General features: G+C 39.6%; 18 protein-coding genes. All 18 read left to right on the top strand.

The annotated features are described in order from the left end of the window. A partial coding sequence (locus tag CWB77_RS18485; RefSeq protein WP_212750886.1) for a hypothetical protein occupies positions 1–226 on the top strand: 226 nt, incomplete at its 5' end. A 36-nt stretch (positions 227–262) separates the two neighbouring features. Further along, positions 263–643, top strand: a complete 381-nt coding sequence (locus CWB77_RS11955) for a hypothetical protein (protein ID WP_008112036.1) — start codon at positions 263–265, stop codon at positions 641–643. Between the two features lie 128 nt (positions 644–771). Further along, positions 772–1,230 carry a free L-methionine (R)-S-oxide reductase MsrC gene (gene msrC, locus CWB77_RS11950; protein ID WP_054201014.1) on the top strand — a complete coding sequence of 153 codons (459 nt, stop codon included), beginning with the start codon at positions 772–774 and terminating at the stop codon, positions 1,228–1,230. Then, positions 1,230–1,508, top strand: a complete 279-nt coding sequence (locus CWB77_RS11945) for a hypothetical protein (protein WP_010390163.1) — start codon at positions 1,230–1,232, stop codon at positions 1,506–1,508. The genes msrC and CWB77_RS11945 overlap by 1 nt, the downstream gene beginning before the upstream one ends. Before the next feature lie 16 nt (positions 1,509–1,524). Then, the gene (proQ, locus tag CWB77_RS11940) at positions 1,525–2,163 is read left to right on the top strand and encodes an RNA chaperone ProQ (protein ID WP_010390161.1); all 639 of its coding nucleotides are present in this window, start codon (positions 1,525–1,527) and stop codon (positions 2,161–2,163) included. Between the two features lie 27 nt (positions 2,164–2,190). Continuing rightward, entirely contained in the window at positions 2,191–4,215 is a 2,025-nt protein-coding gene (gene prc, locus CWB77_RS11935) for a carboxy terminal-processing peptidase (RefSeq protein ID WP_109874586.1), read from the top strand. A gap of 160 nt (positions 4,216–4,375) precedes the next feature. After that, entirely contained in the window at positions 4,376–5,860 is a 1,485-nt protein-coding gene (gene nhaC / locus CWB77_RS11930; RefSeq protein ID WP_041709519.1) for a Na+/H+ antiporter NhaC, read from the top strand. A gap of 50 nt (positions 5,861–5,910) precedes the next feature. Further along, on the top strand, positions 5,911–8,505 hold the full coding sequence (gene pepN / locus CWB77_RS11925) for an aminopeptidase N (protein ID WP_138622875.1): 2,595 nt from the start codon (positions 5,911–5,913) through the stop codon (positions 8,503–8,505). 3 nt (positions 8,506–8,508) lie between these two features. After that, a complete protein-coding gene (locus CWB77_RS11920; protein ID WP_010390154.1) occupies positions 8,509–8,730 on the top strand; it encodes a DUF2835 domain-containing protein in 222 nt (73 codons plus the stop codon). Between the two features lie 253 nt (positions 8,731–8,983). Next, positions 8,984–11,080, top strand: a complete 2,097-nt coding sequence (locus CWB77_RS11915) for a DUF1302 domain-containing protein (protein ID WP_138622873.1) — start codon at positions 8,984–8,986, stop codon at positions 11,078–11,080. A 13-nt stretch (positions 11,081–11,093) separates the two neighbouring features. Continuing rightward, positions 11,094–12,458, top strand: coding sequence for a DUF1329 domain-containing protein (locus tag CWB77_RS11910; protein ID WP_010390152.1), 1,365 nt, complete (start codon positions 11,094–11,096; stop codon positions 12,456–12,458). Positions 12,459–12,582: 124 nt separating this feature from the next. Beyond that, entirely contained in the window at positions 12,583–13,578 is a 996-nt protein-coding gene (locus tag CWB77_RS11905) for a WD40/YVTN/BNR-like repeat-containing protein (RefSeq protein WP_138622871.1), read from the top strand. Further along, positions 13,578–15,899, top strand: coding sequence for an efflux RND transporter permease subunit (locus CWB77_RS11900; RefSeq protein WP_055012082.1), 2,322 nt, complete (start codon positions 13,578–13,580; stop codon positions 15,897–15,899). The genes CWB77_RS11905 and CWB77_RS11900 overlap by 1 nt, the downstream gene beginning before the upstream one ends. 210 nt (positions 15,900–16,109) lie before the next feature. Further along, a complete protein-coding gene (locus CWB77_RS11895; RefSeq protein WP_138569707.1) occupies positions 16,110–20,951 on the top strand; it encodes an NAD-glutamate dehydrogenase in 4,842 nt (1,613 codons plus the stop codon). Positions 20,952–21,056: 105 nt separating this feature from the next. Then, positions 21,057–22,067 carry a quinone-dependent dihydroorotate dehydrogenase gene (gene pyrD / locus CWB77_RS11890; RefSeq protein WP_138622869.1) on the top strand — a complete coding sequence of 337 codons (1,011 nt, stop codon included), beginning with the start codon at positions 21,057–21,059 and terminating at the stop codon, positions 22,065–22,067. 130 nt (positions 22,068–22,197) lie between these two features. After that, positions 22,198–22,728, top strand: a complete 531-nt coding sequence (locus CWB77_RS11885; RefSeq protein ID WP_054201007.1) for a cell division protein ZapC — start codon at positions 22,198–22,200, stop codon at positions 22,726–22,728. 90 nt (positions 22,729–22,818) lie between these two features. Next, complete coding sequence (gene rlmKL, locus CWB77_RS11880) at positions 22,819–24,936, top strand: bifunctional 23S rRNA (guanine(2069)-N(7))-methyltransferase RlmK/23S rRNA (guanine(2445)-N(2))-methyltransferase RlmL (protein ID WP_109874591.1); 2,118 nt, start codon at positions 22,819–22,821, stop codon at positions 24,934–24,936. Next, entirely contained in the window at positions 24,929–25,168 is a 240-nt protein-coding gene (locus CWB77_RS11875) for a glutaredoxin family protein (protein ID WP_109874592.1), read from the top strand. The genes rlmKL and CWB77_RS11875 overlap by 8 nt, the downstream gene beginning before the upstream one ends. Positions 25,169–25,173 lie beyond the last annotated feature (5 nt).

Genomic DNA, 25,173 nt, shown 5'->3' with positions numbered 1-25,173 from the left:
GAGAGATGGCAGAGTGGTCGAATGCACCGGTCTTGAAAACCGGCAGGGGTTTATAGCCCCTCTAGGGTTCAAATCCCTATCTCTCCACCATTATCAGATAAGCCCGCGATTTGCGGGCTTTTTTGTGCCTCATATTCGCTATACCTTTTTAAAAACCAAGCATATTCAGTTAAAAAATACGACCATAGTCTCTATTTATAAGCTTTGGCTCTTAGTGCATGCTTAGAAATTAAAGATTTATGTTTTTGTTAAGGATCTTACAATGAAACATCAACTCGCAAAAAGCGTCGCACTTTCATTATTATCTCCCGTTATTATTGGCAGTATGTTGGGGATTTACTACGCATTGACTATGCGTGGTGACGCTGTTTCTATTTTTTTAGGACTATTAATGACCGCTATTGCTAACGCGCACATAGTGGGTTTAACTATGGCCGCGTTTGTAGTGCCGGGTTATTTACTTATGTTTAAGTATTCTAAGGTAAATTATTCTGGAGTATTAACACTGGGCTTGCTGGGTGGCGCTATTTTTAGTTATCTTTTGAGCGCCACTACAGGCGAGATCTTTTTAATCAATAGTGTGATGTCAGGGTTTGCCGCTGGACTGTTTTTATTCGGCCTGCGTAAATCGGTACAAAGTTAATTGCGGAATATTTAATCAAGTGTGTCGTAAAACCATGTAATTTCCTTTTTTTTACCCGCAAAAGGTTTCAATTTTTAGTGACAAAGAGTACCTTTAGCTACTGTATGTTTAATAAGAAGTAGTTTGGTATGCAAAAGCACGATTTTTACCAGTCATTAGTTAAGCAAACTGAATCGCTGATAGGCGGTGAATCAAACATAATTGCCAATATGGCAAATATAAGCGCGCTGTTATTTACCTCTTTAGAAGATGTGAATTGGGCGGGCTTTTATTTTATGGATTCACCATCAGAATTGGTACTTGGTCCATTTCAAGGCAATCCAGCTTGTATTCGTATTCCAGTAGGAAAAGGGGTATGTGGCACTGCTGCGGCGACCGAGCAAACCCAATTAATTTCAGATGTGCATGCTTTTGACGGTCATATAGCCTGTGATGCAGCATCAAATTCTGAGATAGTTGTACCTATCATGAAAAATGGATCTGTATTTGCGGTACTAGACATAGATAGCCCAAGTATTGGCCGATTTGATACTGATGACCAAGCAGGGCTTGAAGCACTTGTAAAATGCTTAGAGGCTAGCCTGTAATGAAAGACTTGCTAAATGTTCAAGACTACCTTTTTGCCGTTCAAGATGTTGGTGATTGGGAAGGGGATGAAGAACATGTAGCGGAAACGCTCAATGATTTGATTCACATGGCATGGGATCGTCTACCTGATGATTTAGACTGTGATTCAATTGATGAAATTATAAATGGTATTTGGGAACATTTACGTGGTGATATGGCTGTGATTGAAGCTGACTTTGAAGAGTTAGCCGATTGGTGTATCCACTATGTTGATTCTGCCCTTGATGAAAAGATGTGATTAAATAGGTTCTAAAATGGAAACCACAAACAAGCTAAAAGATATTAATGAAGTATTGGAGTTCTTATACCAAGAATTTCCACAATGTTTTAAACAAAAAGAGGGCATTCAGCCGCTTAAAGTAGGTATTTTTAAAGATATCGCTGAGCGTATTGAAGGCTCTGAAAAAGTTAGTAAGACACAAGTTCGTCAAGCACTTAGAAAATACACATCTAACTGGCGCTACCTTGAAGCGGTTACTAAATCTGAATTTAGAATCGATCTTGACGGAAATCAAGGCGAAAAAGTTGAGCAAGAGCATATTGACCACGCACAAAAAGCGTTGGAAGAAAGCCGTGCTAAAATGGCAAAGCGTAAAAAGCAGCAACGCCCTCGTCAAGATTCAGAAGCAAAATCTTTCAAAAAGAAACCAGCTAACGCGGCTAAAAATTCATCGGCTGCAGCAAAGCCTGCAAAAGCCGCTGCGCCTAAGCGTTCAGGAAAAGTTGAACCTTTACCAGCAGGCGAGGTCAAGGTTAATAACAAGGTTAAAGTTAAACTTGGCCAAGCACTTGTTAATGCAGTAATCACTGAAGTAAACAAAGACGATGTTCACGTTGAATTAGTGACCGGTATGCAAGTAAAAACCAAAGCCGACAGCTTATACATCATTTAAGTTGCGAAAAAAATTAAGGAGTTGTGTATGAGTAAAAAGTTTACGCTCATTCCGTTAGTTGCTGCGCTGTTTTCAGGTTCATTATTGGCTGCAGTAGAGCCGGTAACATTAGAAGACTTACCTTTGCTCAAGCAGGAAAGTCAGCACGGTACAGCCAGTAAACGAGTGGCTAATCTATTTACTCGTTCGCATTACACACCTGTTCGATTTAACGATGAGCTTTCAAGTAAAGTGTTTGATCGTTACATCGAATCCCTTGATTTTAATAAAAGCGTGTTTTTGAAAAGCGATATTGACTCTTTTGAGCAATATCGTGAGAGTTTCGATAACGCGCTTATTAGCGGCAAGTTAGGCTTTACATTTGATATTTTCAACTTAAGCCTTAAACGTCGTTTTGAACGTTACGAATTTTCGCTTTCACTACTTGAAAATGAAATGACGTTCGACACTGAAGATGAATATTTTTATGACCGTGAAGATGCTCCATGGGCGACCACGCAAGCTGAATTAGATGAAATTTGGCGCGAGCGAGTAAAATATGATGCATTACGGTTAAAAATGACAGGTAAAGATTGGCCTGGCATAAAAGACGTTTTAACCAAGCGTTATAAAAATGCAGAGAAGCGTCTTGTACAATCAAAATCTGAAGATGCATTTCAAATTGTAATGAATTCACTTGCACGTAGTATTGAAGCACATACTTCATACTTATCTCCACGTCGTGCAGAGCAGTTCAAAATGGATATGGATCTTGAGCTTGAAGGGATTGGCGCAGTATTAACGCCTGATGAAGACTACACGGTAATTCGTAGTTTAGTGCCTGGAGGCCCGGCAGACAAATCTGAGCAAATTAAAGCCGATGACCGCATTATTGGTGTGGCTCAAGATGGCGAAGAGTTTGTTGATGTAATTGGCTGGCGTTTAGATGATGTGGTTGATTTAATAAAAGGTCCTAAGGGTACTAAAGTGCGTTTGCAATACCTGAAGGGTGCAGATGCTCACGGTACGCCAAAAGTGGTTGAAATTACCCGTGATAAAATTCGTCTAGAAGACAGAGCTGCCAAATCAGAAGTATTTGAAGCCAGTTATTCTGATTTATCCAGCAAAATTGGTGTAATAGAAATCCCTGGTTTTTACAATAACTTATCTAAAGATGTAAAAGTTGAGTTGGCTAAACTCAAAGAACAAAACGTAGACGGTATTATTATTGATTTACGTCAAAATGGCGGCGGTTCATTATATGAAGCTACGCAGTTATCAGGTTTGTTTTTTGATCAAGGTCCAGTAGTACAAATTCATACTTTAAACAACCGTATTGAAGAGCAAAAAGATCGTGACGGCATTACTTATTATGATGGCCCACTCACAGTGCTTGTTGATAGATACAGCGCATCCGCGTCTGAAATTTTTGCCGCAGCTATGCAAGATTATGGCCGCGCCGTTATCATTGGTGAGCAAACCTTTGGTAAAGGGACCGTGCAGCAGCATAAAGGTTTAGCGCGTGCTTATGACTTATACGATAATCCATTAGGTAGTGTGCAATATACAATTGCAAAGTTTTACCGCATTAATGGTGGTAGTACACAGCACAAAGGGGTGATCCCAGATATTACGTTCCCATCGGCTATTGACCCTGCAGAGTGGGGGGAAAGTAAGCAAGATAATGCACTACCATGGGATAGCATAGTACAAGCGAAGTATAAGCAAATAGGGCGTTTAAACCCTGTTATAAATGTGCTTGAAAAACAGCACAATGAGCGAATTAAAACTGAACCTGAATTTAATTATGTGTTTGAGGATATCGCTCGTTACAACGAAGAAAAAGATCGTAAAACAATTTCTTTAGTCGAGAAAAAGCGCATTAAAGAAAAAGAAGAAAATGAAGCGCGAGCACTAGCACGCACTAACGAGCGTTTAAAGCGTTTAGGCAAACAACCTGTAGAAAACTTGGATGATGTGCCTGAGGTAATTGAAGAGCTTGACCCATTTCTTGAAGAAGCTGCTCTTATTACGCAAGATTATATCAAATATGGTCGCGTAGCTAAGCGCTAAATTCAGCTTCACTTTGTAAAAAAAAAAGGCGCCTAGGCGCCTTTTTTACTATCGATAATTTGCTAAATTGTTATAATCGCGGATTACCAAAAGTTGAGCTAGATCAATAGTGCTCAATAAATGCGCGTACGTGCTAATAAAAATAATCAACATGCATCGAATGTGTGTAGGAGTCTATATTTTGAAGCCAATTGAAGAAAAACCACTAAAAAGTGCCTCGTTTTTTGATGCACTCATTCCAATTGCTGTATTAATTTGTTTATTAGGTGCCGCTGTGTACTTATTTGGTGATGACTCATCGTCAGGTCCCAATCAAATTGCCTTGTTGTTTGCAACATTCGCTGCGGCGTTAATTGGTTTAAAAAATGGCTACACATGGAAAAAATTAGAAGATGCAATGATTGAGGGGATCACCTTATCTCTTAGTGCGATTTTAATCTTACTCATGGTAGGGGCATTAATCGGAACTTGGCTATTATCAGGAACCGTTCCGACATTAATTTATTACGGTCTACAAATTATCAATCCTAGTTGGTTTTATGCCGCGAGTTGTTTAATTTGTGGCATTGTAGCAATGAGTATTGGTAGTTCATGGACTACAGCAGCGACTATAGGTGTTGCGTTACTCGGTGTCGCTTCAGGACTGGGTTTAGAGCCGACAGTTACCGCGGGTGCTGTAATATCAGGCGCATATTTTGGCGATAAGCTTAGTCCATTATCTGAAACAACCAATTTAGCTCCAGCCGTTGCTGGTGCAGATTTGTTTGAACATATTCATCATATGCTTTGGACTACAGTACCTAGCTTTGTAATTGCATTAATCATCTTTGTTTTCATGGGCTTTAACGCGACAGCAGCGGGAGAGGCGGGTCAAATAGACCAAATAACTGCAATTCTTCAGCAAAACTTTAACATTGGCTTAGAAATGTTGGTGCCGTTAATTGTATTACTCGTACTTGCTATTCGAAAAATGCCAGCGTTTCCCGCCATTTCTATTGGTGCTGTCATTGGCGCGGTGTGGGCTATGCTATTTCAATCGGACTTAATTGCTAGCCAAATAGACATGACTCAGGGTGAGTTTGTCGGTTACTTTAAACTGGTTTGGACCACCTTTTTTGATGGCTTCACGATTAACACGGGCGATGCGAAAATGGACTCGTTACTGAGCGGCGGCGGTATGTCTGGCATGCTAACAACCACATGGTTGATCATGACAGCACTGATGTTTGGTGCAATTATGGAAAAGACGGGTCTACTTGATATATTTGTTAAAAGTATTCTAAAAATAGCAAAAAGCACTGGCTCTCTTATCGCCTCCACTATTGCAACGTGTATTGGTACCAATGTTATTGCTGCCGATCAGTATATTGCCATTGTGGTACCTGGGCGGATGTTTAAAGAAGAATACAAAAAGCGGGGCTTAAAGCCTGTTAACTTATCACGTACTCTAGAAGATGGCGGTACAATTACTAGCCCACTGATACCGTGGAATACGTGTGGTGCGTATATGCAAAGTGTTTTATTAATCAATCCGTTTGACTATGCGCTTTATGCTTTCTTTAACCTTATAAATCCTTTCTTAGCCGTGATTTACGCTTACTTAGGAATTAAGATACTACGTATTAAACCTAAACAAACGGCTTAATTTAAGTAGCTCCTTTTATCACTAAAAGGGGCTATTTTTTTGGAGTGAACATGACTGAACTACAAAAACCTCAAGCAGAATATCTAAAAGACTACCAAGCCCCCCATTTTTCAATCGAACACACTGAGCTGACGTTTGATTTACAGCCATTACAAACTCAGGTAAATGCTTTATTAACACTTAAGCGCGTTGGCGATTCTAATGCGCCACTGGTATTAGATGGCATTGACTTAACTTTGATCTCATTGTCGGTAGAGGGTGAGGAGCTCACAGATTATAAAATTATAAATCAGCAATTAATCATTAATAATCTACCTGATGAGTGTCAGCTAAGTATAGTGACGCAAACATCACCGCAAACCAATACTTCACTTGAGGGGTTGTACTTATCGGGCGGGGCTTACTGTACCCAATGTGAAGCGCAAGGGTTTAGAAAAATAACCTACTATATGGACCGTCCTGATGTCCTTTCGACTTTTGATGTCACTATAATTGCAGATACAACATTCCCGCATTTACTCTCAAATGGTAATCAAGTTGATAGCGGTGAAACGCAAGATGGACGCCATTTTGTAAAATGGCAAGACCCATTCAAAAAGCCTAGCTATTTGTTTGCCTTAGTAGCTGGGGACTTTGATGTTTTACACGACAAATACACAACACGTAGTGGTAAAGACGTCACCTTAGCGTTATTTGTTGATAAAGGAAATTTACCAAAAACAGAGCATGCCATGACTTCGCTTAAAAAAGCGATGGCTTGGGATGAAACTCGCTTTAATTTAGAGTACGACCTTGATATTTACATGATTGTTGCCGTTGATTTTTTCAATATGGGAGCAATGGAAAATAAAGGCTTAAACATTTTTAACAGTAAATGCGTGTTGGCGAATCAAGAAACGGCAACCGATAAAGATTACCACACCATTGAGTCTATTGTTGGCCATGAGTACTTTCATAACTGGACCGGAAATCGTGTAACTTGCCGTGACTGGTTTCAATTGTCTTTAAAAGAAGGCTTGACGGTATTTCGAGATCAAGAATTTAGTAGTGATTTAGGCTCTCGTGCGCTTAATAGAATTGATGCTGTAAAAGTGATGCGTACTCATCAGTTTAGTGAAGATGCCGGTCCTATGGCTCATCCGATACGTCCAGAAAAAGTGATTGAAATGAATAACTTTTACACTGTGACTGTATATGACAAAGGGGCAGAAGTAATTCGCATGATGCATACCCTTTTAGGTGAGCAAAACTTTCAAAAAGGCATGGCTTTGTACTTTGAACGCCATGATGGGCAAGCGGTGACGTGTGATGATTTTGTTGCAGCAATGAGTGATGCATCATCCATTGATTTATCACAATTTAAGCGTTGGTATAATCATTGTGGTACGCCTCGCCTAAACGTAACTAAAAAGTATGATGAAGCTTCGCAAATATTCTCGCTTACCGTAGAGCAGCTTACGCCAGCGAACCAGCCTGATAATGCAATGTTACATATCCCTTTTGCTATTGAGCTTTTAGACTCTCAAGGGCAAAGTATTACATTGCAATACCAAGGGAAACAGCTTGATAATGTGTTGGATGTAACTAATAGCTCGCAAACATTTTACTTTGATAATATTCACAGTAATCCAACCGCTGTATTGCTCGAAGATTTTTCAGCCCCATGTATTTTAAATCAATCTATTAGTGAAGCGGATTTACTGCATATTATGCGTTTTGCGCGTAGCGATTTTTCACGCTGGGATGCACAACAGCAGTTATTTATTAACGCTCTTAAAGCCAATGTTACTTCAGCAAGTAAAACTCCATTGAGTGAGGAGGTGATTGATGCACTTCGCACATTGCTATCTCAACGTGAGGGTGATTTAGCATTGATTGCTGAACTGTTGAAGTTACCAAGTTTTGATACCTTAGCTGCTGAATTTGAAATAATACCGGTAGATCAGATAACGGCAAACATTGAGTTATTTGAACAGCAAATAGCCACACAATTGCACAGTGAGTTTTTAAGTTGTTACCAGGCAATCATTGATGATGGTAGTGTGAGTGCCCAAGCGGTGGCAATACGTGCGCTGAAACAGCTTTGTCTTCATTATTTGGCAAAAACCGACAGTGTTGATGCGGCAAGTTTAATTGAGCAGGCTGCATCTTCAACAAATATGACCAATGTACTCGGTGCATTAAGCAGTGTGGTTAAAGCAGCTCACCCATTGTCAGATCAATTGCTCGAGCATTTTGACGCTCAATGGCGCCATGATGTATTAGTAATGGATAAGTGGTTTGCTTTGCAAGCAATGAACTCTGCTGAAGATGCTATCGAGAAAATAAAAGCCTTGTACTCGCATCCTTGCTTTGATTTTTCGAATCCAAACCGAGTACGTGCATTAGTGGGCAGCTTTTCTCATTTTAATACGGCACAGTTTCATCGTTTAGATGGCACGGGCTATACATTACTTGGCGATTTATTGATTAAGCTTAATGCGATTAATCCGCAAAATGCATCTCGTATGTTAACGCCGTTTATGTCATGGCGTCGTTATGACGAAACGCGTGCAACTGCAATGAGAGCACAATTAGAGCGATTAGCTAATTTAGAAGGTTTAAGCGACGACTTATTTGAAAAGGTTGAAAAAGCCTTACAATAAATCATGATAGAACATTATTTTAGTATGAATTTGAGCTATACAAAGTGCATGGATTATTACCATGGACGGTATAGCTCTATCCAAGTGACAGCTGATAGCGGTAAAACAATTCGTTTTTCCGCTCATTATCTTCGACCTTTTATTTCGAGTTTAGGGATCCGAGGTCGATTTAGACTTATTTTAAGTAATGAAAACAAGTTCATCCGTCTCGAACGAGTAGCCTAGCTATTGTTTTTTATGATATAGATATACACAAATATTGCCTTTTTGTTAATTTCGATTTGTCCTATTGTTAATTTACGTGTATAAATTATCTGGTATGACGTCTTACCAATACGTAAACGTCGAACAAATAAAAAACTTATAACTGATTGAAGGCGACCATTTGTAATTTGTTTAATTCGCTTCTATCGTTACGATTACACTAAAAACAATAACTTGATCACACAAAAAATACCCGCGACAGGGGGGAACCAAAATGATAAGAAGATCGCTTTTTGTTAAAAATAAAATAGTACTCGGCTTAACAGCTGCGGCTATCGGTTTATCTGCAGCACAGACACAGGCTGCAACATTTGAGGTAGGTGGTTTTGATATCGCCTTCGATTCTACTTTTTCTTATGGCCAAAGTATTCGTGTTGAAGACCGTGACTTTAACATCATAGGTAAAAGTAATAACCCATCTTTCGATTGGACTGGCTATAACCCAGCAGTTAATCCGATTTATTCATCACAAGATGTTTGGGCTCAACCGGGCTCTTACTCGAACAATGGCGATGCCGGTGATTTAAACTTTAATAGCGGCGAGTCTTTCTCAAAACTATTGAAGGGCACGCATGACCTTTCAATAAGTAAAGATAACTACGGCTTATTTACCCGTTTTATGTATTTTTATGATTTTGAATTAATGGACGGCGATCGTGCTTATGTTAATCCAACATCAGGGCAAGGTGTAGATCCTTGTGATGATGATGATACTAAAGAGCAAAGTTGTGCAGACCTTCGTTTACTTGATGCCTACGTATGGGCGAACTTTGATTTAAACGATGGTTATAATCCACTGTCAATTCGCTTGGGTCAACAAGTAGTAAACTGGGGTGAAAGTACGTTAATTTCTCATGGTATTAACGTAAACCCGGTTGATATTGACCGTTTGAAAGCTCCAGGGGCTGAACTAAAAGAAGCGTTTATTCCAGTTGGTATGTTGTGGGCATCGCTAGGGCTTACTGAAAACATCACCTTAGAAGGTTTTTATCAGTATCAATGGCATGAAACTCGCCTACCAGCAGCAGGGACTTATTTTTCTACCAATGATTTTGCTGCAGAAAATGGTTATCAACAAAACGTTCAGCTAGGTTTTACCTCAAATCCTGATATTGATTTAGCATTTTTAACCAATAGTTTAAACAATCTAATGGCAACTTATGGCCAAGTGGCTGCGAGCCAAGATATTGACCCATCAAGCTCAGCTGGCCAAGAGCTATTGGCAAATATGTACTTAGCGTACCCGACCAAGGTCGCGCTAAAAGGCAAAGGCTACGATGGCAAAACAGAGCCAGATGATGGCGGCCAATATGGTTTACGCTTAGGCATGTTCTTACCCGAGTGGAACGATACAGAAGTGGCACTTTACCATGTAAATTACCATAGCCGTCGTCCACTTATTTCAGGTCGCGTATCTAACTTCACGCAAGCATCAATACAACAAGATTTAGCGATGATTGCTACCACAGAAATTACCTCTGATAACGTATCTGATTTAAAAGCATTTGCTAAAGCAACTAACGAGTACCCTGAAGATATTAAACTTTACGGTTTAAGCTTTAACACTTCACTTGGTGAAACAGCGTTTGCTGGTGAGTTTACTTTTCGTGAAGACGAACCGCTACAAATCGATGACGTAGAATTACTTTATGCAGCAATGCCTGAACAATTAGCTATTGCGGGTTTACGTCCTGAGTTTGCAGGTATTTCGCAAATGAGTAAGGGCGATGCTGCAAGTGTTGTTGGCCCTGGTGAATTAGCCAAAGGTTATATTGAGCGCAATACATCACAATTACAGTTTACGGCAACGCATTTATTTGGCCCGTCATTAGGTGCTGATAGTTGGGCTGTGGTGGGTGAAATTGGTGGTGTTCGTATCAACAATATGCCTGAATACGATGAAATGCGCTTGAATGTGTCTGGTACTGGTCGAAGCGGTATTATGCAAGGCCCTGGTAGTTCAGATTACTCTGCATTACACATGGCGTTATCAAATGGCCCTGAGCAAAAATCGTTTGCTACGGCTTCATCATGGGGCTATCGCCTAATTGCTAAAGGTGACTACTTTAACCTTTACAACGGTATTAACTTTTCACCACGTTTTGTATTTTCGCATGATGTAAATGGTAATACGCCGGATCCAATGTTCTTATTCATTGAAGATCGTAAGTCGCTAGGTGCTACCATGAGCTTTAATTACCAAAATGCATGGTCTTTGGATGTAAGTTACAACTCATTTTGGGGTGGTGGCGACACCAACACTTTCTCTGACCGAGATTACGTTTCTTTTAACTTAAAATATTCTATCTAGGGGTAACATTATTATGATTAAAAAACCTACCCTCATTGCTACAGCGTTTTGTAGTTTGTTTGCAAGCCACGCAGCGCTGGCTAAAATTAGCCCAGAAGAAGCTGCGCGCCTTGGTAAAGACTTAAGTCCAATTGGTGCGGAAAAAGCAGCGAATGCTGATGGCTCAATCCCAGCATGGAATGGCGGTATTACTGCTGCTCCAGCAGGTTATGAACCGGGTATGCACCACTTGGACCCTTATGCAACCGATAAAGTATTATTCACTATTGATAAAAGTAATATTGATAAATACAAAGAAAACTTAAGCCCAGGACAAATCGCGTTATTTGAAGCGTACCCAGATACGTTTAAAATGCCAGTGTATGAAACCCGTCGTTCTGCGTCTTTTCCACAATTTGTGTACGATGCAACCAAAAAGTTTGCAACGTCTGCTGAATTAGTTGAAGGCGGAAATGGTATTAAAAGTACAGCTATTGGTATTCCATTTCCAATCCCTAAAACGGGTTTAGAAGCAATTTGGAACCATTTACTGCGTTATCGTGGTCAGTCTATTGAGCGTTTTGGTGGTCAGGCAGCACCGACGGCATCGGGTTCATATAACTATGTTGGTTTTGATGAGCAGTTATTAGTTAAATATTCAGATCCAAGTGCTACTCCAGCTGAACTACAAGATTCTAATATTTTGTTTAAGTTTAAACAGCAAGTGACAGAGCCAGCCCGTTTGGCGGGTACTGCGTTATTGGTGCATGAAACTATGGACCAAATTTTAACGCCGCGCCAAGCGTGGACGTACAATTCAGGTCAACGCCGTGTGCGTCGTGCACCTAATGTAGCATACGATGCACCGGGTACAGCAGCAGATAGCTTACGTACAACTGATGATTTTGATATGTTCAACGGCTCGCCAAATCGTTATAACTGGACGCTAAAAGGTAAGCAAGAGCTTTACATCCCATACAATAGCTACAAGCTTCACAGCGACAAGCTAACTTATGATGATATTTTAAAGCCTGGTCATATCAATCCTGAGCATACACGTTACGAAAAACACCGTGTATGGGTTGTTGAAGCAAACTTAAAAGATGACACCCGTCATATTTACAAAAAACGTGTTTTCTACATTGACGAAGACAGTTGGCAAGTACATGTTACCGATATTTACGATAATCGTGACCAACTTTATCGTGTAGCAATGGCTTATGGTCTTAACTACTATGAAGTACCGACACAGTGGAGTACGCTTGAGGTATACCACGATCTTAATTCACGTCGCTACTTAGCCATTGGTCTAGATAACCAAGAAAAGATGTATGACTTTTCTCAGTCATTTAATGACAATGAGTTTACATCGAGCGCTTTACGTCGCGCTGGCAGATAGTATAAAAGCAGGCACCTAGTTTCCTAGGTGCCTTTTTTCTTTCACATCGCGTTTGTCTATTAACGCACAGGTTTTCCTCTTTATAACAGACAAACAAATCCTCAGTTCAAGGCGAATTTAATTTATGAAGTATTTGGTCTATGCCAGCCTGATCCTAAGCGGTGCGAGTTTTGCACAAGACGCACCTCAAAGTGCGATTAGCGCAATTAATGCAGATAAAACACTCCTTACCGATATTACCCAAACTTCAGCAGGGCTTATTGCTGTAGGTAAACATGGGACGGTCATTAAAAGTATTGATGGTAGCGATTGGCAACAAGCGAAATCGGTACCTACACAAGTATTATTAACAGCGGTTGAATTTACTAATGATTCTAATGGCTGGGCATGTGGACATGACGCCACAATTATTAATACCACCGATGGTGGCGAAAACTGGCAGTTACAACAAGCAAAACCAAGCTTAGATAAACCCTGTTTAGATATTTATTTTAAAGATGACTTAAATGGCTATGCGGTTGGCGCTTACGGTATGTTTTATCAAACAAGTGATGGCGGAAAACATTGGCAAAAACGCTTTTTAGATTCGCTGTTATTTAGTGAAGATAGAGATTATTTAAATGATTTAAAACAAACCGATCCTGAGGGTTACGAAATAGAAACCTCGTCTATATTACCTCACTTTAATCGCATTGAACCGACTAGTTCGGGTTTAATGCTGGTCGGTGAGATGGGCTTAATGGCAAAAAGTGATGACGATGGCCAAACATGGCAACGTTTAGATGAAATTTACCCTGGTTCATTTTTTGGATTTGCTTCAGATTCATCGCAACAAATTGTTGCGGGGTTACGTGGTAATATTTTCCTAAATAAAACCGACAGTCAGCACTGGCAGCACTTAGACAATGATAAAACAGCTACTGTAAATAGCATCATTAATTATAATAATAAACAATGGCTATTATTGGCTAATAGCGGTGTTATTTTTCACCTTAAAGATGATGTGTTGTCGTACGAGCAGTTAGCTGATGGTAAAGCGATTCTTGATGGCGTGATTGTTAAAGATAAACTGATCATGGCAACAGAAAACGGCATTAAAGTGAAGGAGTTGACCCCTTAATGCAAGCAATTTTAGATTTTTTAGAAAAAGCGATTTTTAGACACCGCTTAGTGGTGCTCATAAGTTTTGTGTTGATCACCTGTTTATTGGTTTTTAAAGCAACGCAGATTCAGCTTGATGCGTCATTTAATAAAAATATTCCGCTTAACCATGATTATATGAAGGTGTACACCAAACATGAAAAACAGTTTGGCGGCGCTAATAGTATTTTAATTTCAGTATGTGATGACAGTGGTGATATTTTTAACCCTGAATTTTTTACTCAATTAAAAGCTGTGCATGACCAACTTTACTTTATTCCAGGAGTAAATCGTCCTTTAGTAAATTCAATATTTTCACCTAGTGCGCGCTTTGTTGAAGTCGTTGAAGATGGCTTTGCTGGCGGGCCTATTATACCAGCCAACTTTAAAGCCGATAAGCAAGGCTTAGGAATTGTTAAAGAGAACATTGAAAAGGCCAAAGTAGTGGGTCGTATGATAGCAAGCGATTATTCGTGTGCTATGGTCACCGCCCAACTGTTGGAGACTGATCCGCAAACACAAGAAAAATTAGACACTCTCGCTTTTGCAAAAAAATTAGAAAGCGAAATTCGTGAGCCTCTAAGTACCGAAAAGATCAGTATTCATATTATTGGTTTTGCAAAAATGGCCGGCGATATAGCCGAGGGCGCAAAAGGGGTTGTATTATTTTTTGCCATTGCAATTGCGTTTACTTTTGTCATGGTATGGCTATTTTGTGGCAGCTTAAAACTCACTATTTTACCGATTGTGTGTTCAATTATTGCGGTAATTTGGCAGTTAGGATTGCTTTCTAGTTTAGGCTTTGGTCTTGATCCTATGTCTATCTTAGTTCCATTTTTAGTGTTCGCTATTGGCGTAAGCCACGGTGTGCAGATGATTAACGCCATTGGTAAAAAGGTTGCTGAAGGTAAGTCTACAGCAATATGTTGCCAATCAAGCTTTAGGGCTTTACTTGTGCCTGGCGGGATTGCGTTGTTATCTGATACGGTTGGCTTTTTAACCCTATTAACCATTGATATCGGTATTATTCGTGAACTTGCTATTACTGCGAGTTTAGGTGTGGCAGTGATTATATTTACTAATCTGATTTTGTTGCCAGTGTGGGCGTCGTATATGCGCTTTGAAAACAGCATCCATATTCAATCAGGTGATGCTAATAAACCGAACATACTCGATGCAATGCGCGATTTGTTGGTTAAAGCAACCGACCCAAAAACAGCAAAAATCATTATTGGTTTCACTCTGGTTTTATTTGCACTGGGCTATTGGCAAGCAGACAAAATGCGTATTGGTGATTTACATGCTGGGGCACCATCATTGCACCAAGATGCACGTTACAACCAAGATACTTTCTTAATATCGGACAAATACACAATTTCATCTGATATTTTAAAAGTCATTGTAGAGGCTTATCCTGCAGCGTGTACTGAACATGATGTCATGGAGCGTATATCGCGCTTTCAGTATAAGGTTGAAAATTTAGCCGGTGTACAATCAGCGGTCAGCCTAAGCTCAGTGGCACAATCAGTTAATGCCGGTTATAACGAGGGTAATTTAAAGTGGCAAAGTTTGCCACGCAATTCTGCCAGTTTGGTGCAGTCAACCTCTCGCGTTGAAACCAGCACAGGGTTATTAAACGGTGATTGTTCAGTAATGCCCGTGATTATATTTTTAGATGATCATAAAGCACAAACTATTGATAACGTGATTGCAAAGGTAAAACAATTTGCTGTTGAAGAGGGCACAGACAAGCTTGCTTTCAAATTGGCATCTGGCCCTGTAGGTGTGATGGCTGCAACGAATGAGTCTGTTTCAGCTGCGCAAATCCCTATGATGCTCTATGTTTATGGTGCGGTCATTATTTTATGCTTACTTAGCTTTAAGAGTGTAAAAGCGACTGTTGCAGTGGTATTACCCTTGTACATAGTCTCCACTCTTGCGCAAGCACTTATGGTTCAGCTTGAGATTGGTCTAACTGTTTCAACCTTACCAGTAATTGCTTTGGGCGTAGGTATTGGTGTTGATTACGGTATTTATATTTTGTCATCGATGATGGGGCAGTTAAAACAAAACGTGCCATTGAGTATTGCTTATCGTAATGCATTAGTTGAACGTGGTAGTGCGGTGTTATTTACTGGTATTACATTAGCAATTGGTGTTAGTACGTGGATTTTTTCTGATTTGAAGTTCCAAGTTGATATGGGAATTCTGCTTACCTTCATGTTTTTAGTAAATATGTTGGGTGCTGTATTACTTTTACCTGCAATTGGTAGCTTGCTCTGGACTGACCAGAAAAAATAAGGTGAATAAATTTGCTCCAAAATGGCCAGTAATGGCCATTTATATCTATATTTTGTGAATAGATGACCAAATAGCTGAAATGCTTAAAATGTTTTCATCGAAAAGGCTGTTTATTAGTTTTAAAAGGGTTAGAATTTAACTGACTCCACGCTAATAAATGGCTGTACAAATATTCTGCTAAACTAGCAGTGATAGATTAAGGAACATACAATGACACGAAATGAAGGCCAAGCCTCGGTTATTTTAGATAACGTCTGTAAGCTTATCCAGAAAAAAGTTCGCGCTGATAATGTGTTACTCGTTGAGAAATTCGCCAAAGCCTTGTACAGCAATATGTCTAAAGAGGATTTGGCAAATCGCAACGACAGTGACTTATATGGTGCTGCACTCAGCCTTTGGAATTCGCTAGAAAAAAATACATCAGATGACGCAGTTATTCGCGTTTTCAACCCTGAAGTGGCAAAAGATGGCTGGCAGTCATCACATACCATTGTAGAGATCATTGCTAAAGACATGCCGTTTTTAGTTGACTCTGTACGTATGGCCATGACACGAGAAAACATCGCCTCTCACTTACTTCTTCATAGTCCACTGAAAATTCAACGTGATAAAAACGAAAAAATATCTGGGTTATCAAGCTTAAAAGCAGAGCAAGAATCAACATCAACAAAAACTGTATTCTTTATAGAAATTGACCGTCAAACAGATGCAACTGTTATTGAGTCTTTCAAAAAGGAGCTTGAATCAGTACTTGTTGATGTATCGGTTGCGGTTGAAGATTGGCAGCCTATTCGCGAAAAATTAATCGCGGTAAGCAAAAGCTTGCCAAAAAGCCATAAAGATAAAAATGACAATGAAATAAATGAAACCGTTGAGTTTTTAGATTGGCTAGTAAAAGACAACTTTACATTAATGGGTTACCGCCAATATGAACTTTCACCAGTTCAGGGCGACTATCAATTAAAAGGTAAAATGGATACCAGCTTAGGGTTAATGAAAAACTCTGATGCTGAGCATACACGTTTGCTTTCTGAGTTACCTGAAGTGGCTCGCCAAGAAGCACGCAGTAGTAACCTATTAATTTTAACTAAAACTAATTCATTGTCTCGCGTTCATCGCCCAGCTTACATAGATTATGTGGGTGTAAAACGTTTTGATGACAAAGGCAATGTTATTGGTGAAGATCGTTTCATCGGTTTGTTTTCATCAAACTTTTACAACAATAGCGCTGCTGATGTACCGGTTCTTAAAAGTAAAATTAATCGTATTATGGACATGTGTGACTTCGCTAAAGGGACACATGCATACAAAGCCGTATTAAATATATTAGAAACCTACCCACGTGACGAACTGGTACAAGCTCGTGAGAATGAGTTACTAGAAGTTGCCATGGGCGTATTGCAAATACAAGAACGCGACATGTGTCGTTTATTCGTTCGTAAAGATGCATATGGCCGTTTTTTATCATGCATGGTTTATGTACCTCGTGAGCGTTATAACACAGCGCTTCGCCGCGAAACGCAAGCTATTTTAGCTAACGCATTTAATTCTGACGTTAAAGTCGAATTTACTACCTATTTCTCTGAGTCTACACTGGCGCGTACCCATTACACTGTTCGTGTGACCGACAACAATATTGAATATAACGTGAAAGACATAGAAAACAACCTAATAGAAGCCGCTCGTACATGGGAAGATAAATTACAATCAGCCTTACTTGAATCTGCTGGTGAGGCCCGTGGTAATGAATTAAACCGTAAATATTGCAATGCCTTTGCCCGCTCATACAAAGAAGAAGTATTACCTAGCGCTGCAGTGGTCGATATTGAAAAGCTAGAAATGCTAAGCGATGAGAACAAGTTAGAAATGTTGTTCTATCGTCCACAAGAAGAAGCAAGCAGCAATATTGTGCGTTTAAGCTTATTCCATAAAGATGAGCCAATTCATTTATCTGATGTTATGCCAATGCTTGAAAACTTTGGTCTACGTGTTGTAGGTGAAACACCATACTCGGTTAAAACTAGTGATGGTGGCGTAAATTGGGTCATGGATTTCTCTATGCTAATTGACAGCAAAGGGATGGCTGATTTTGATAAGATCTCTGCACGTTTTCGCGCTGCATTAACCAGTGTATGGGCAAACCGTTTAGAAAACGATGGCTTTAACCGTCTAGTGTTAATGGGTGGTTTAACGGGTCGTGAATCATCAATTTTACGTGCATACGCAAAATACATGCGCCAAATAGGGGTTACTTTCTCGCAAACGTATATTGAAAGTACCTTTGCAAATTACCCGCATATTGCCGCTAAAATTGTTAACTTATTCTCTAAAAAGTTCTCTGTAAAAAGCCCTGCAAGTGCTAAAACACTTGAAAAGCTAGGCTTAGAAATTTATGCAGAGTTAGAAAACGTAGCGAACCTTGATGATGATCGTATTATCCGTTTATACGTTGATATGATTGTTGCTACATTACGTACTAACTACTTCCAAAAAGATGCTGAAGGCAAATTTAAGTCGTACATCTCACTTAAAATTCAGCCAAGTTTAATTCCAGAAGTCCCACTACCTGTGCCAGCGTTTGAGATATTTGTTTATTCTCCACGTGTTGAAGGTGTGCATTTACGTTTTGGTAAAGTTGCCCGTGGTGGATTGCGTTGGTCAGATCGTCGTGAAGATTTCCGTACAGAAGTACTTGGCTTAGTAAAAGCGCAACAAGTTAAAAATACCGTGATTGTACCGGTAGGTTCAAAAGGTGGATTTGTATGTAAACAACTACCTAGTGAACGTGAAGCGTTTATTAAAGAAGGCCAAGAATGTTATAAAATCTTCATTCGTGGTTTATTAGATATCACAGACAATATTGACCGTGGTGAAATTGTACCTGCTGTTGATGTTACACGCCATGATGAAGACGATGCGTACCTAGTAGTAGCAGCGGATAAAGGCACAGCAACATTCTCTGATATTGCCAATGGCATCGCAAACGAATATAACTTCTGGCTAGGTGATGCGTTTGCATCAGGTGGTTCTGTAGGTTATGACCATAAGAAGATGGGTATTACGGCTCGTGGTGCATGGGAGTCTGTAAAACGTCATTTCCGTGAAATGGATATTAACTGTCAAACCACAGACTTTACAGCAGTAGCTATCGGGGACATGGCCGGTGACGTATTTGGTAACGGTATGCTGTTATCAAAGCACATTCGCTTGCAAGTGGCGTTTAATCACTTACATATCTTTGTTGATCCAAACCCAGATGCAGCAGCTTCTTATCCAGAGCGCGAACGTTTATTTAATTTACCACGTTCATCATGGGAAGATTACAATAAAGAGCTAATTTCAAGCGGTGGTGGTATTTTCTCGCGTGCTGCTAAGTCGATTACGCTGACCCCTGAAATGAAAAAGATGTTAGGCACTAAAAAAGCCAGCATGACACCGAATGAATTGATCAAAGCATCATTAATGATGGACCATGATTTATTGTGGAATGGTGGTATAGGGACTTACATCAAGCATTCGAAAGAAACGGATGCCGATGTAGGGGATCGTGCAAATGATGCGCTGCGCATTAATGGTAAAGATCTTGGTGCTAAAATATTTGGCGAAGGCGGTAACTTAGGTGCAACTCAATTAGGTCGTATTGAATTTGCAGCTCAAGGCGGTCGTGTAAATACTGACTTCATCGATAACGTAGGTGGTGTTGCGTGTTCAGATAACGAAGTAAATATTAAAATTTTACTTAATGGTTTAGTTGCTGAGGGCGACTTAACGCGTAAGCAACGTGATGAGTTACTTTACTCAATGACCGATGAAGTGTCTGAATTAGTACTTAAAGATTGTTATCGTCAAACGCACACTTTGTCGATCACTCAATCTAAAGGGACCTCAACGCTTAAAGAAAAAATTCGCTTTATTCATGCACTTGAAAAAGACGGTAAGCTAGACCGTGCAATTGAGTTTATTCCTACCGATGAAGAGTTGGCAGAGCGCGCCGCTGCAGGTAAAGATTTAACTCGCCCTGAGCTATCTGTATTAGTTTCTTACGCGAAAATGGTGCTAAAAGAGTCTTTGGTAACGGATGAAATTACTGAGAATCCATATTACCGTCAGTTATTAGTTAAATCATTCCCGCGCCCATTACGTGAGAAGTTTAATGATGCTATGGATAATCATCCACTACGCAAAGAGATTATTGCCACTAAGTTAGCAAATAATATTGTTAATGATATGGGCTTAAACTTTATGGTGCGAATGAATGAAGAAACCGGTGCAAACGAAGCTGAAATTGCATTGTGTTATTCAATCGCAAGTGAAATTTTCCAAATGCGTGAAACATGGTTATCTATTAGTGATTTAGATAATAAAATACCATCGAACGTACAAACAGAAATGTTATACCAGTTACGTCGTACAGTTCGTCGCGCTACACGTTGGTTCCTTCGTCATCGCACCAAAGCACAATCAATTGAGCAAGCGATTGAAATTTTCTCACCAACATTTGCCGATTTAAGTGAAAACTTAACTAAATACATCGTTAAAACAGAAAGCGATCGTATTGTAAGTGCCCGTGAAGAACTAACACAAAGCGGTGTACCTACAGATATCGCACAGCGCATTGTGTCGTTATCAAGCTTGTTCTCGGTAATGGATTTAACGCAAATTGCTCAAAACTCTAATCGTAAAATCGATATGGTGTCGCACACTTACTTTAAATTAGGTGCGCAAATGGGACTACATTGGTTCTTAGATCAAATCACTAATCAACCGGTTTCTAACCATTGGCAGGCATTAGCGCGTGCATCATATCGTGAAGAGTTAGATTGGCAGCAACGCACCTTGTCAGAAGTGGTATTAAACAGCTTTGAAGGTGAAAGCAGTGATGTAGATGGTCAAATTGAACAATGGATGGATAGTCAAGATCTGTTACTTCAACGTTGGAAGCAAATGTTGACAGAGTTTAAAACATCGCAAAGTCACGATTTTGCTAAGTTCTCAGTGGCATTAAGAGAGCTCATGTTACTTGGTCACAACTGTGATACATCAGCAAAGTAACAAACTGCTAATGATTAAAACTAATCGTTAAACAGTTTTTGTTATATAATACCTCAGCCTTGTCTGAGGTATTTTTTTGTCTACAATTTTAAGAGGATTATATTCATGTTCTACGATTTAGCTCGCCGTTTTATGTTTACCCGTGATGCGGAGTGGGCCCATGATTTTGCTCTTAATAACTTACGTCGCTTTGCTAACACGCCATTAAGTGCTGCATGGTCACAAAGCGTGGCAAATAAACCAGTGAACTTTTTAGGTCTCGAATTTAAAAACCCAGTAGGGCTTGCTGCAGGTCTTGATAAAAATGCGGAGTGTATTGAGGCATTCGCTCAAATGGGTTTTGGCTTTGTAGAAGTGGGTACAGTAACACCGCGTGCTCAAGCGGGGAATGATAAGCCGCGGATATTCAGGTTGCCGCAGTCAAATGCGATTATTAATCGTATGGGCTTTAATAACAAAGGTGTTGATAATTTAGTTAACAATGTTAAAGCAGCTAAATACGATGGTATTTTAGGTATCAATATTGGTAAAAATAAAGATACACCAAATGAGCAGGGTAAAGATGATTACATTCACTGTATGCGTAAAGTGTTTGAGCATGCATCATACATCACTGTAAACATTTCATCACCCAATACCCCTGGCTTACGAGACCTGCAATATGGCGCAGCATTAGATGACTTATTACAAAGCTTGAAAAACGAGCAGCTTGATTTAATTGCTAAGCACAATAAACAAGTGCCTATGTTGGTGAAAATTGCGCCAGACTTAGATCCAATTCAAATTGAACAAGTGAGCGAGTCACTGTTAAATAATAAAATTGATGGTGTTATAGCCACTAATACCACCTTAGAGCGTAGCTTAGTGCAAGGTCAGCAGTATGCTGATGAGGCAGGCGGTTTATCAGGAGCGCCAGTTAGAGAGCGTTCAACCCATGTTGTTTCTGAACTTAAGCGTTTAACAAACAATCAGTTACCTATTATTGGTGTGGGGGGGATTGATGATGCTAAATCAGCAAAAGAAAAATTTAATGCAGGTGCAGATTTAGTTCAAGTTTATACCGGTTTCATATACAAAGGACCGCAATTGGTCAAGTCGATCATTAACGACTTATAAGGATCAGTTATGTAAGCTTTTGATCGTTCGATAAATGTTCTAAAAAGACGTTTTAAAAATGGTCAAAAGCAGCTATACTCTAAGCTTATTGTCTTATTTTATTTTTTAAGTACTAAGTAGGGAGGAGCAAATGTTACAAGCGTCAAAGCAATGGCAGTGGATAGCGTGTGCTGAAAAAAACCGCTTACTGCTTGATTTAAATGACGATATGCAACTTTGTACACCTTATAAGCTTAGACAGCTCACCGATTGTGCTTTTGAAAACCCATACTTCAGCCTTGAAGATGCAGCCTTTTATGAGCAAGTTTATTATTACCTTGCGCAGTTTAATTTATGGAACCCTGCCCAGTTATGCCAAATAGCGCTCAATGCAACGGCAGTTAAATTTCAATTAAAACCAGTGTTGGCAAAAAGTTGGTTTTTTAAACCGTATACTGGTAGTACACCTAGTACTGAAGCGGTTATTAATTTAAGCTCAGAATCACAAACTGGCGAGTTTTTAATTATAGAGCATTGTCCAGATGCTTCTGTGTGCATTAATTTAAGCGAAACCTTTGCACTAGATGACAATCTATCACTTGCCCAGTTTGAAGTTATCCGCGTTTTAAACAACCGAGTTCACCCCTTAATTACCTCACAGTACGATAGCCAAACAGCTTAGCCTAATTTAGTCTTTGAGGCTTGTTTAAGGCGTATTTGTACGCAAACCTATGTTATAATCCCGCGCAATTAGCTATTAAGGGTTTTTACTTTGCAATTTATCGCACTTACTTCTATCGGAATCGAAAATTTATTGGTTGATGAACTTACAGAACTTGGCGCTACGGTGTCAAAGCAAACTGTGGGTTCTGTTCGCTTTGAGGCTGACTCATTGCTAGCGCAAAAAGTGTGTTTATCTACACGCTTTGCTACGCGTGTACTTATGCTTATTGAAGAAAAAGAAGGCGTAAATGACAAAGACAGCTTGTACAAATTTGCACGCTTACAACCTTGGCAAGAATGGTTTGGCCCAACACAAACTTTTGCTGTTGATTTTAATGGCACAAACGATTCACTTAAAAATACCCAGTTTTCTGGTTTAGTAATTAAAGATGCGATTGTTGATTACTTTAACGATTTATTTGAACAGCGACCAAATGTAGATAAGCAAGATGCCAATGTGCGAGTGGTTGCACGTTTAAATCGTCATGGCGTTTCACTTTATATTGATTACTCAGGGCCGCGTTTATCAGAGCGTGGTTACCGTCAAGGTCAAGGCAAAGCACCCATAAAAGAGCATTTAGCTGCGGCAATAATAAAACGTAGTGGCTGGCTCGAAAATGTCAATCAACCACTATTCGATCCATGTTGTGGTGCCGGCACTATTTTAATAGAAGCGGCTGGAATGGCACGTAATGAAGCGCCTGGATTATTCCGTGAAGGATTTGCGTTTGAGCGTTTACCCAGCTTTAGAGTGGCAAAATTCAAAGAACTTAAAGAGCAACTTTTAGCGAATATTACTGATCCTAAATTATGGTTAATTGGCCATGATTACGATGCACAAGTACTTGATAAAGCGATTGCTAATGCGCAGCGTGCTGAGCTTGAGACGGTGATTAAATTTAAGCAAAGCGATGCGACAAAACTGACGAGCGTTGCAAAATTGCCGGGTGTTGTTATTTCTAACTTACCTTATGGTGAGCGTATTGGTTCTATGGCTGAACTTGTAAACCTGCATCGTAGTCTAGGTGTTGGTTTTAAAAAGCACTTTAATCATTGGAAACTCGCTCTACTGGGCATGGATGAAAGCCTGTTTAAATTACTTAAATTAGTGAAGCAAAAACGCTATAAATTTAAAAATGGCCCCCTTGATGTTGAATTAAACCTTTACCAACTTGATGACAAGCAAGTCAGCCTTACCTCTGATGACAAACCCGCTTTAAACTTCGAAGGCTCGATGGCGTTTGCTAATCGCCTGAAAAAGAACAAGCAAGGTTTAAAAAATTGGCTTAAGCAAAATCAAGTCCATGCGTATCGTGTTTACGATGCAGATATTCCTGAATACAACGTTGCGGTTGATATTTATGGTGACTCGGCGGTTATTTTTGAATATGCAGCACCGAAAGAGATTGATGAAAAAACTTCAGAGAAGCGTTTGCAAGATGTTATTAGCTTAACAGCACAACAACTTGATATTGCACCTGAAAATATTGCTGTAAAAGTACGTAAAAAACAAAAAGGTGAAGAGCAATATACACCCATGGCCAAGCAAAATAGAACCATGGTAGTAGAAGAGTTTGGTGCTAAGTTTAAAGTTAATTTATTTGACTACTTAGACACGGGGCTATTTTTAGATCATCGCCTTGCACGTCGTTACATTCAAGAAAACGCAAAAGATAAGCGCTTTTTGAACCTGTTTGCATACACAGGAACCGCCTCAGTACATGCAGCCATTGGTGGCGCAAAAGCGATTACTACCGTTGATTTATCTAAAACCTACTTAAAGTGGGGGCAAGATAACTTTGCGCTTAACGATATTAGCAATACACGTTATCGTTTTGAGCAAGCTGATTGTTTAAAATGGCTAGAGTATGCACAAGGGCAGTATGACCTGATCTTTTTAGATCCGCCTACTTTTTCAAATTCTAAACGAATGAAAGACGCGTTTGATGTGCAAAACGACCACATTAAGCTGTTAACTTGGGTTAAAAAAATATTGAGCCCATCGGGTACGCTAATATTCTCTAATAATAAACGCGGTTTTGTAATGGATGAAGTTGGCTTGATGGGGTTAGGGTTAAAAGCAGAAAATATTTCTGAAAAAACCTTATCTCCTGACTTTAAACGAAATAAAAAAATTCATAATAGCTGGTTAATTAAACATGGCTAAGTGGATTTTATATCACACCGACGGCTGCCACTTGTGCGAGCAAGCAGAGCAGCTGTTAAAACCGTTACTTTCATCAACCGATGAATTACAACTTATTGATATTATGAGCGATGACGTATTAATTTTAGAGTATCAAATAAGCATTCCGGTTTTAAAAAATCAACAAGGCCAACAATTATTTTGGCCTTTTACTGCACCTCAGGCGCAGCAGTTTTTAGCGCAAGCAGAATAAGAGTA

The sequence above is a fragment of the Pseudoalteromonas sp. S1610 genome (assembly GCF_005887465.1).
In the GTDB taxonomy this organism is placed as follows: Bacteria; Pseudomonadota; Gammaproteobacteria; order Enterobacterales; family Alteromonadaceae; genus Pseudoalteromonas; species Pseudoalteromonas undina.
This window is presented reverse-complemented; position numbering and strand designations above follow the sequence as displayed.

Bases quoted from the DNA above. Each gene is read 5' to 3' on its own strand.
- CWB77_RS11955 (WP_008112036.1), top strand. From the start codon at position 263: ATGAAACATCAACTCGCAAAAAGCGTCGCACTTTCATTATTATCTCCC.
- msrC (WP_054201014.1), top strand. From the start codon at position 772: ATGCAAAAGCACGATTTTTACCAGTCATTAGTTAAGCAAACTGAATCG.
- CWB77_RS11945 (WP_010390163.1), top strand. From the start codon at position 1,230: ATGAAAGACTTGCTAAATGTTCAAGACTACCTTTTTGCCGTTCAAGAT.
- proQ (WP_010390161.1), top strand. From the start codon at position 1,525: ATGGAAACCACAAACAAGCTAAAAGATATTAATGAAGTATTGGAGTTC.
- prc (WP_109874586.1), top strand. From the start codon at position 2,191: ATGAGTAAAAAGTTTACGCTCATTCCGTTAGTTGCTGCGCTGTTTTCA.
- nhaC (WP_041709519.1), top strand. From the start codon at position 4,376: ATGTGTGTAGGAGTCTATATTTTGAAGCCAATTGAAGAAAAACCACTA.
- pepN (WP_138622875.1), top strand. From the start codon at position 5,911: ATGACTGAACTACAAAAACCTCAAGCAGAATATCTAAAAGACTACCAA.
- CWB77_RS11920 (WP_010390154.1), top strand. From the start codon at position 8,509: ATGATAGAACATTATTTTAGTATGAATTTGAGCTATACAAAGTGCATG.
- CWB77_RS11915 (WP_138622873.1), top strand. From the start codon at position 8,984: ATGATAAGAAGATCGCTTTTTGTTAAAAATAAAATAGTACTCGGCTTA.
- CWB77_RS11910 (WP_010390152.1), top strand. From the start codon at position 11,094: ATGATTAAAAAACCTACCCTCATTGCTACAGCGTTTTGTAGTTTGTTT.
- CWB77_RS11905 (WP_138622871.1), top strand. From the start codon at position 12,583: ATGAAGTATTTGGTCTATGCCAGCCTGATCCTAAGCGGTGCGAGTTTT.
- CWB77_RS11900 (WP_055012082.1), top strand. From the start codon at position 13,578: ATGCAAGCAATTTTAGATTTTTTAGAAAAAGCGATTTTTAGACACCGC.
- CWB77_RS11895 (WP_138569707.1), top strand. From the start codon at position 16,110: ATGACACGAAATGAAGGCCAAGCCTCGGTTATTTTAGATAACGTCTGT.
- pyrD (WP_138622869.1), top strand. From the start codon at position 21,057: ATGTTCTACGATTTAGCTCGCCGTTTTATGTTTACCCGTGATGCGGAG.
- CWB77_RS11885 (WP_054201007.1), top strand. From the start codon at position 22,198: ATGTTACAAGCGTCAAAGCAATGGCAGTGGATAGCGTGTGCTGAAAAA.
- CWB77_RS11875 (WP_109874592.1), top strand. From the start codon at position 24,929: ATGGCTAAGTGGATTTTATATCACACCGACGGCTGCCACTTGTGCGAG.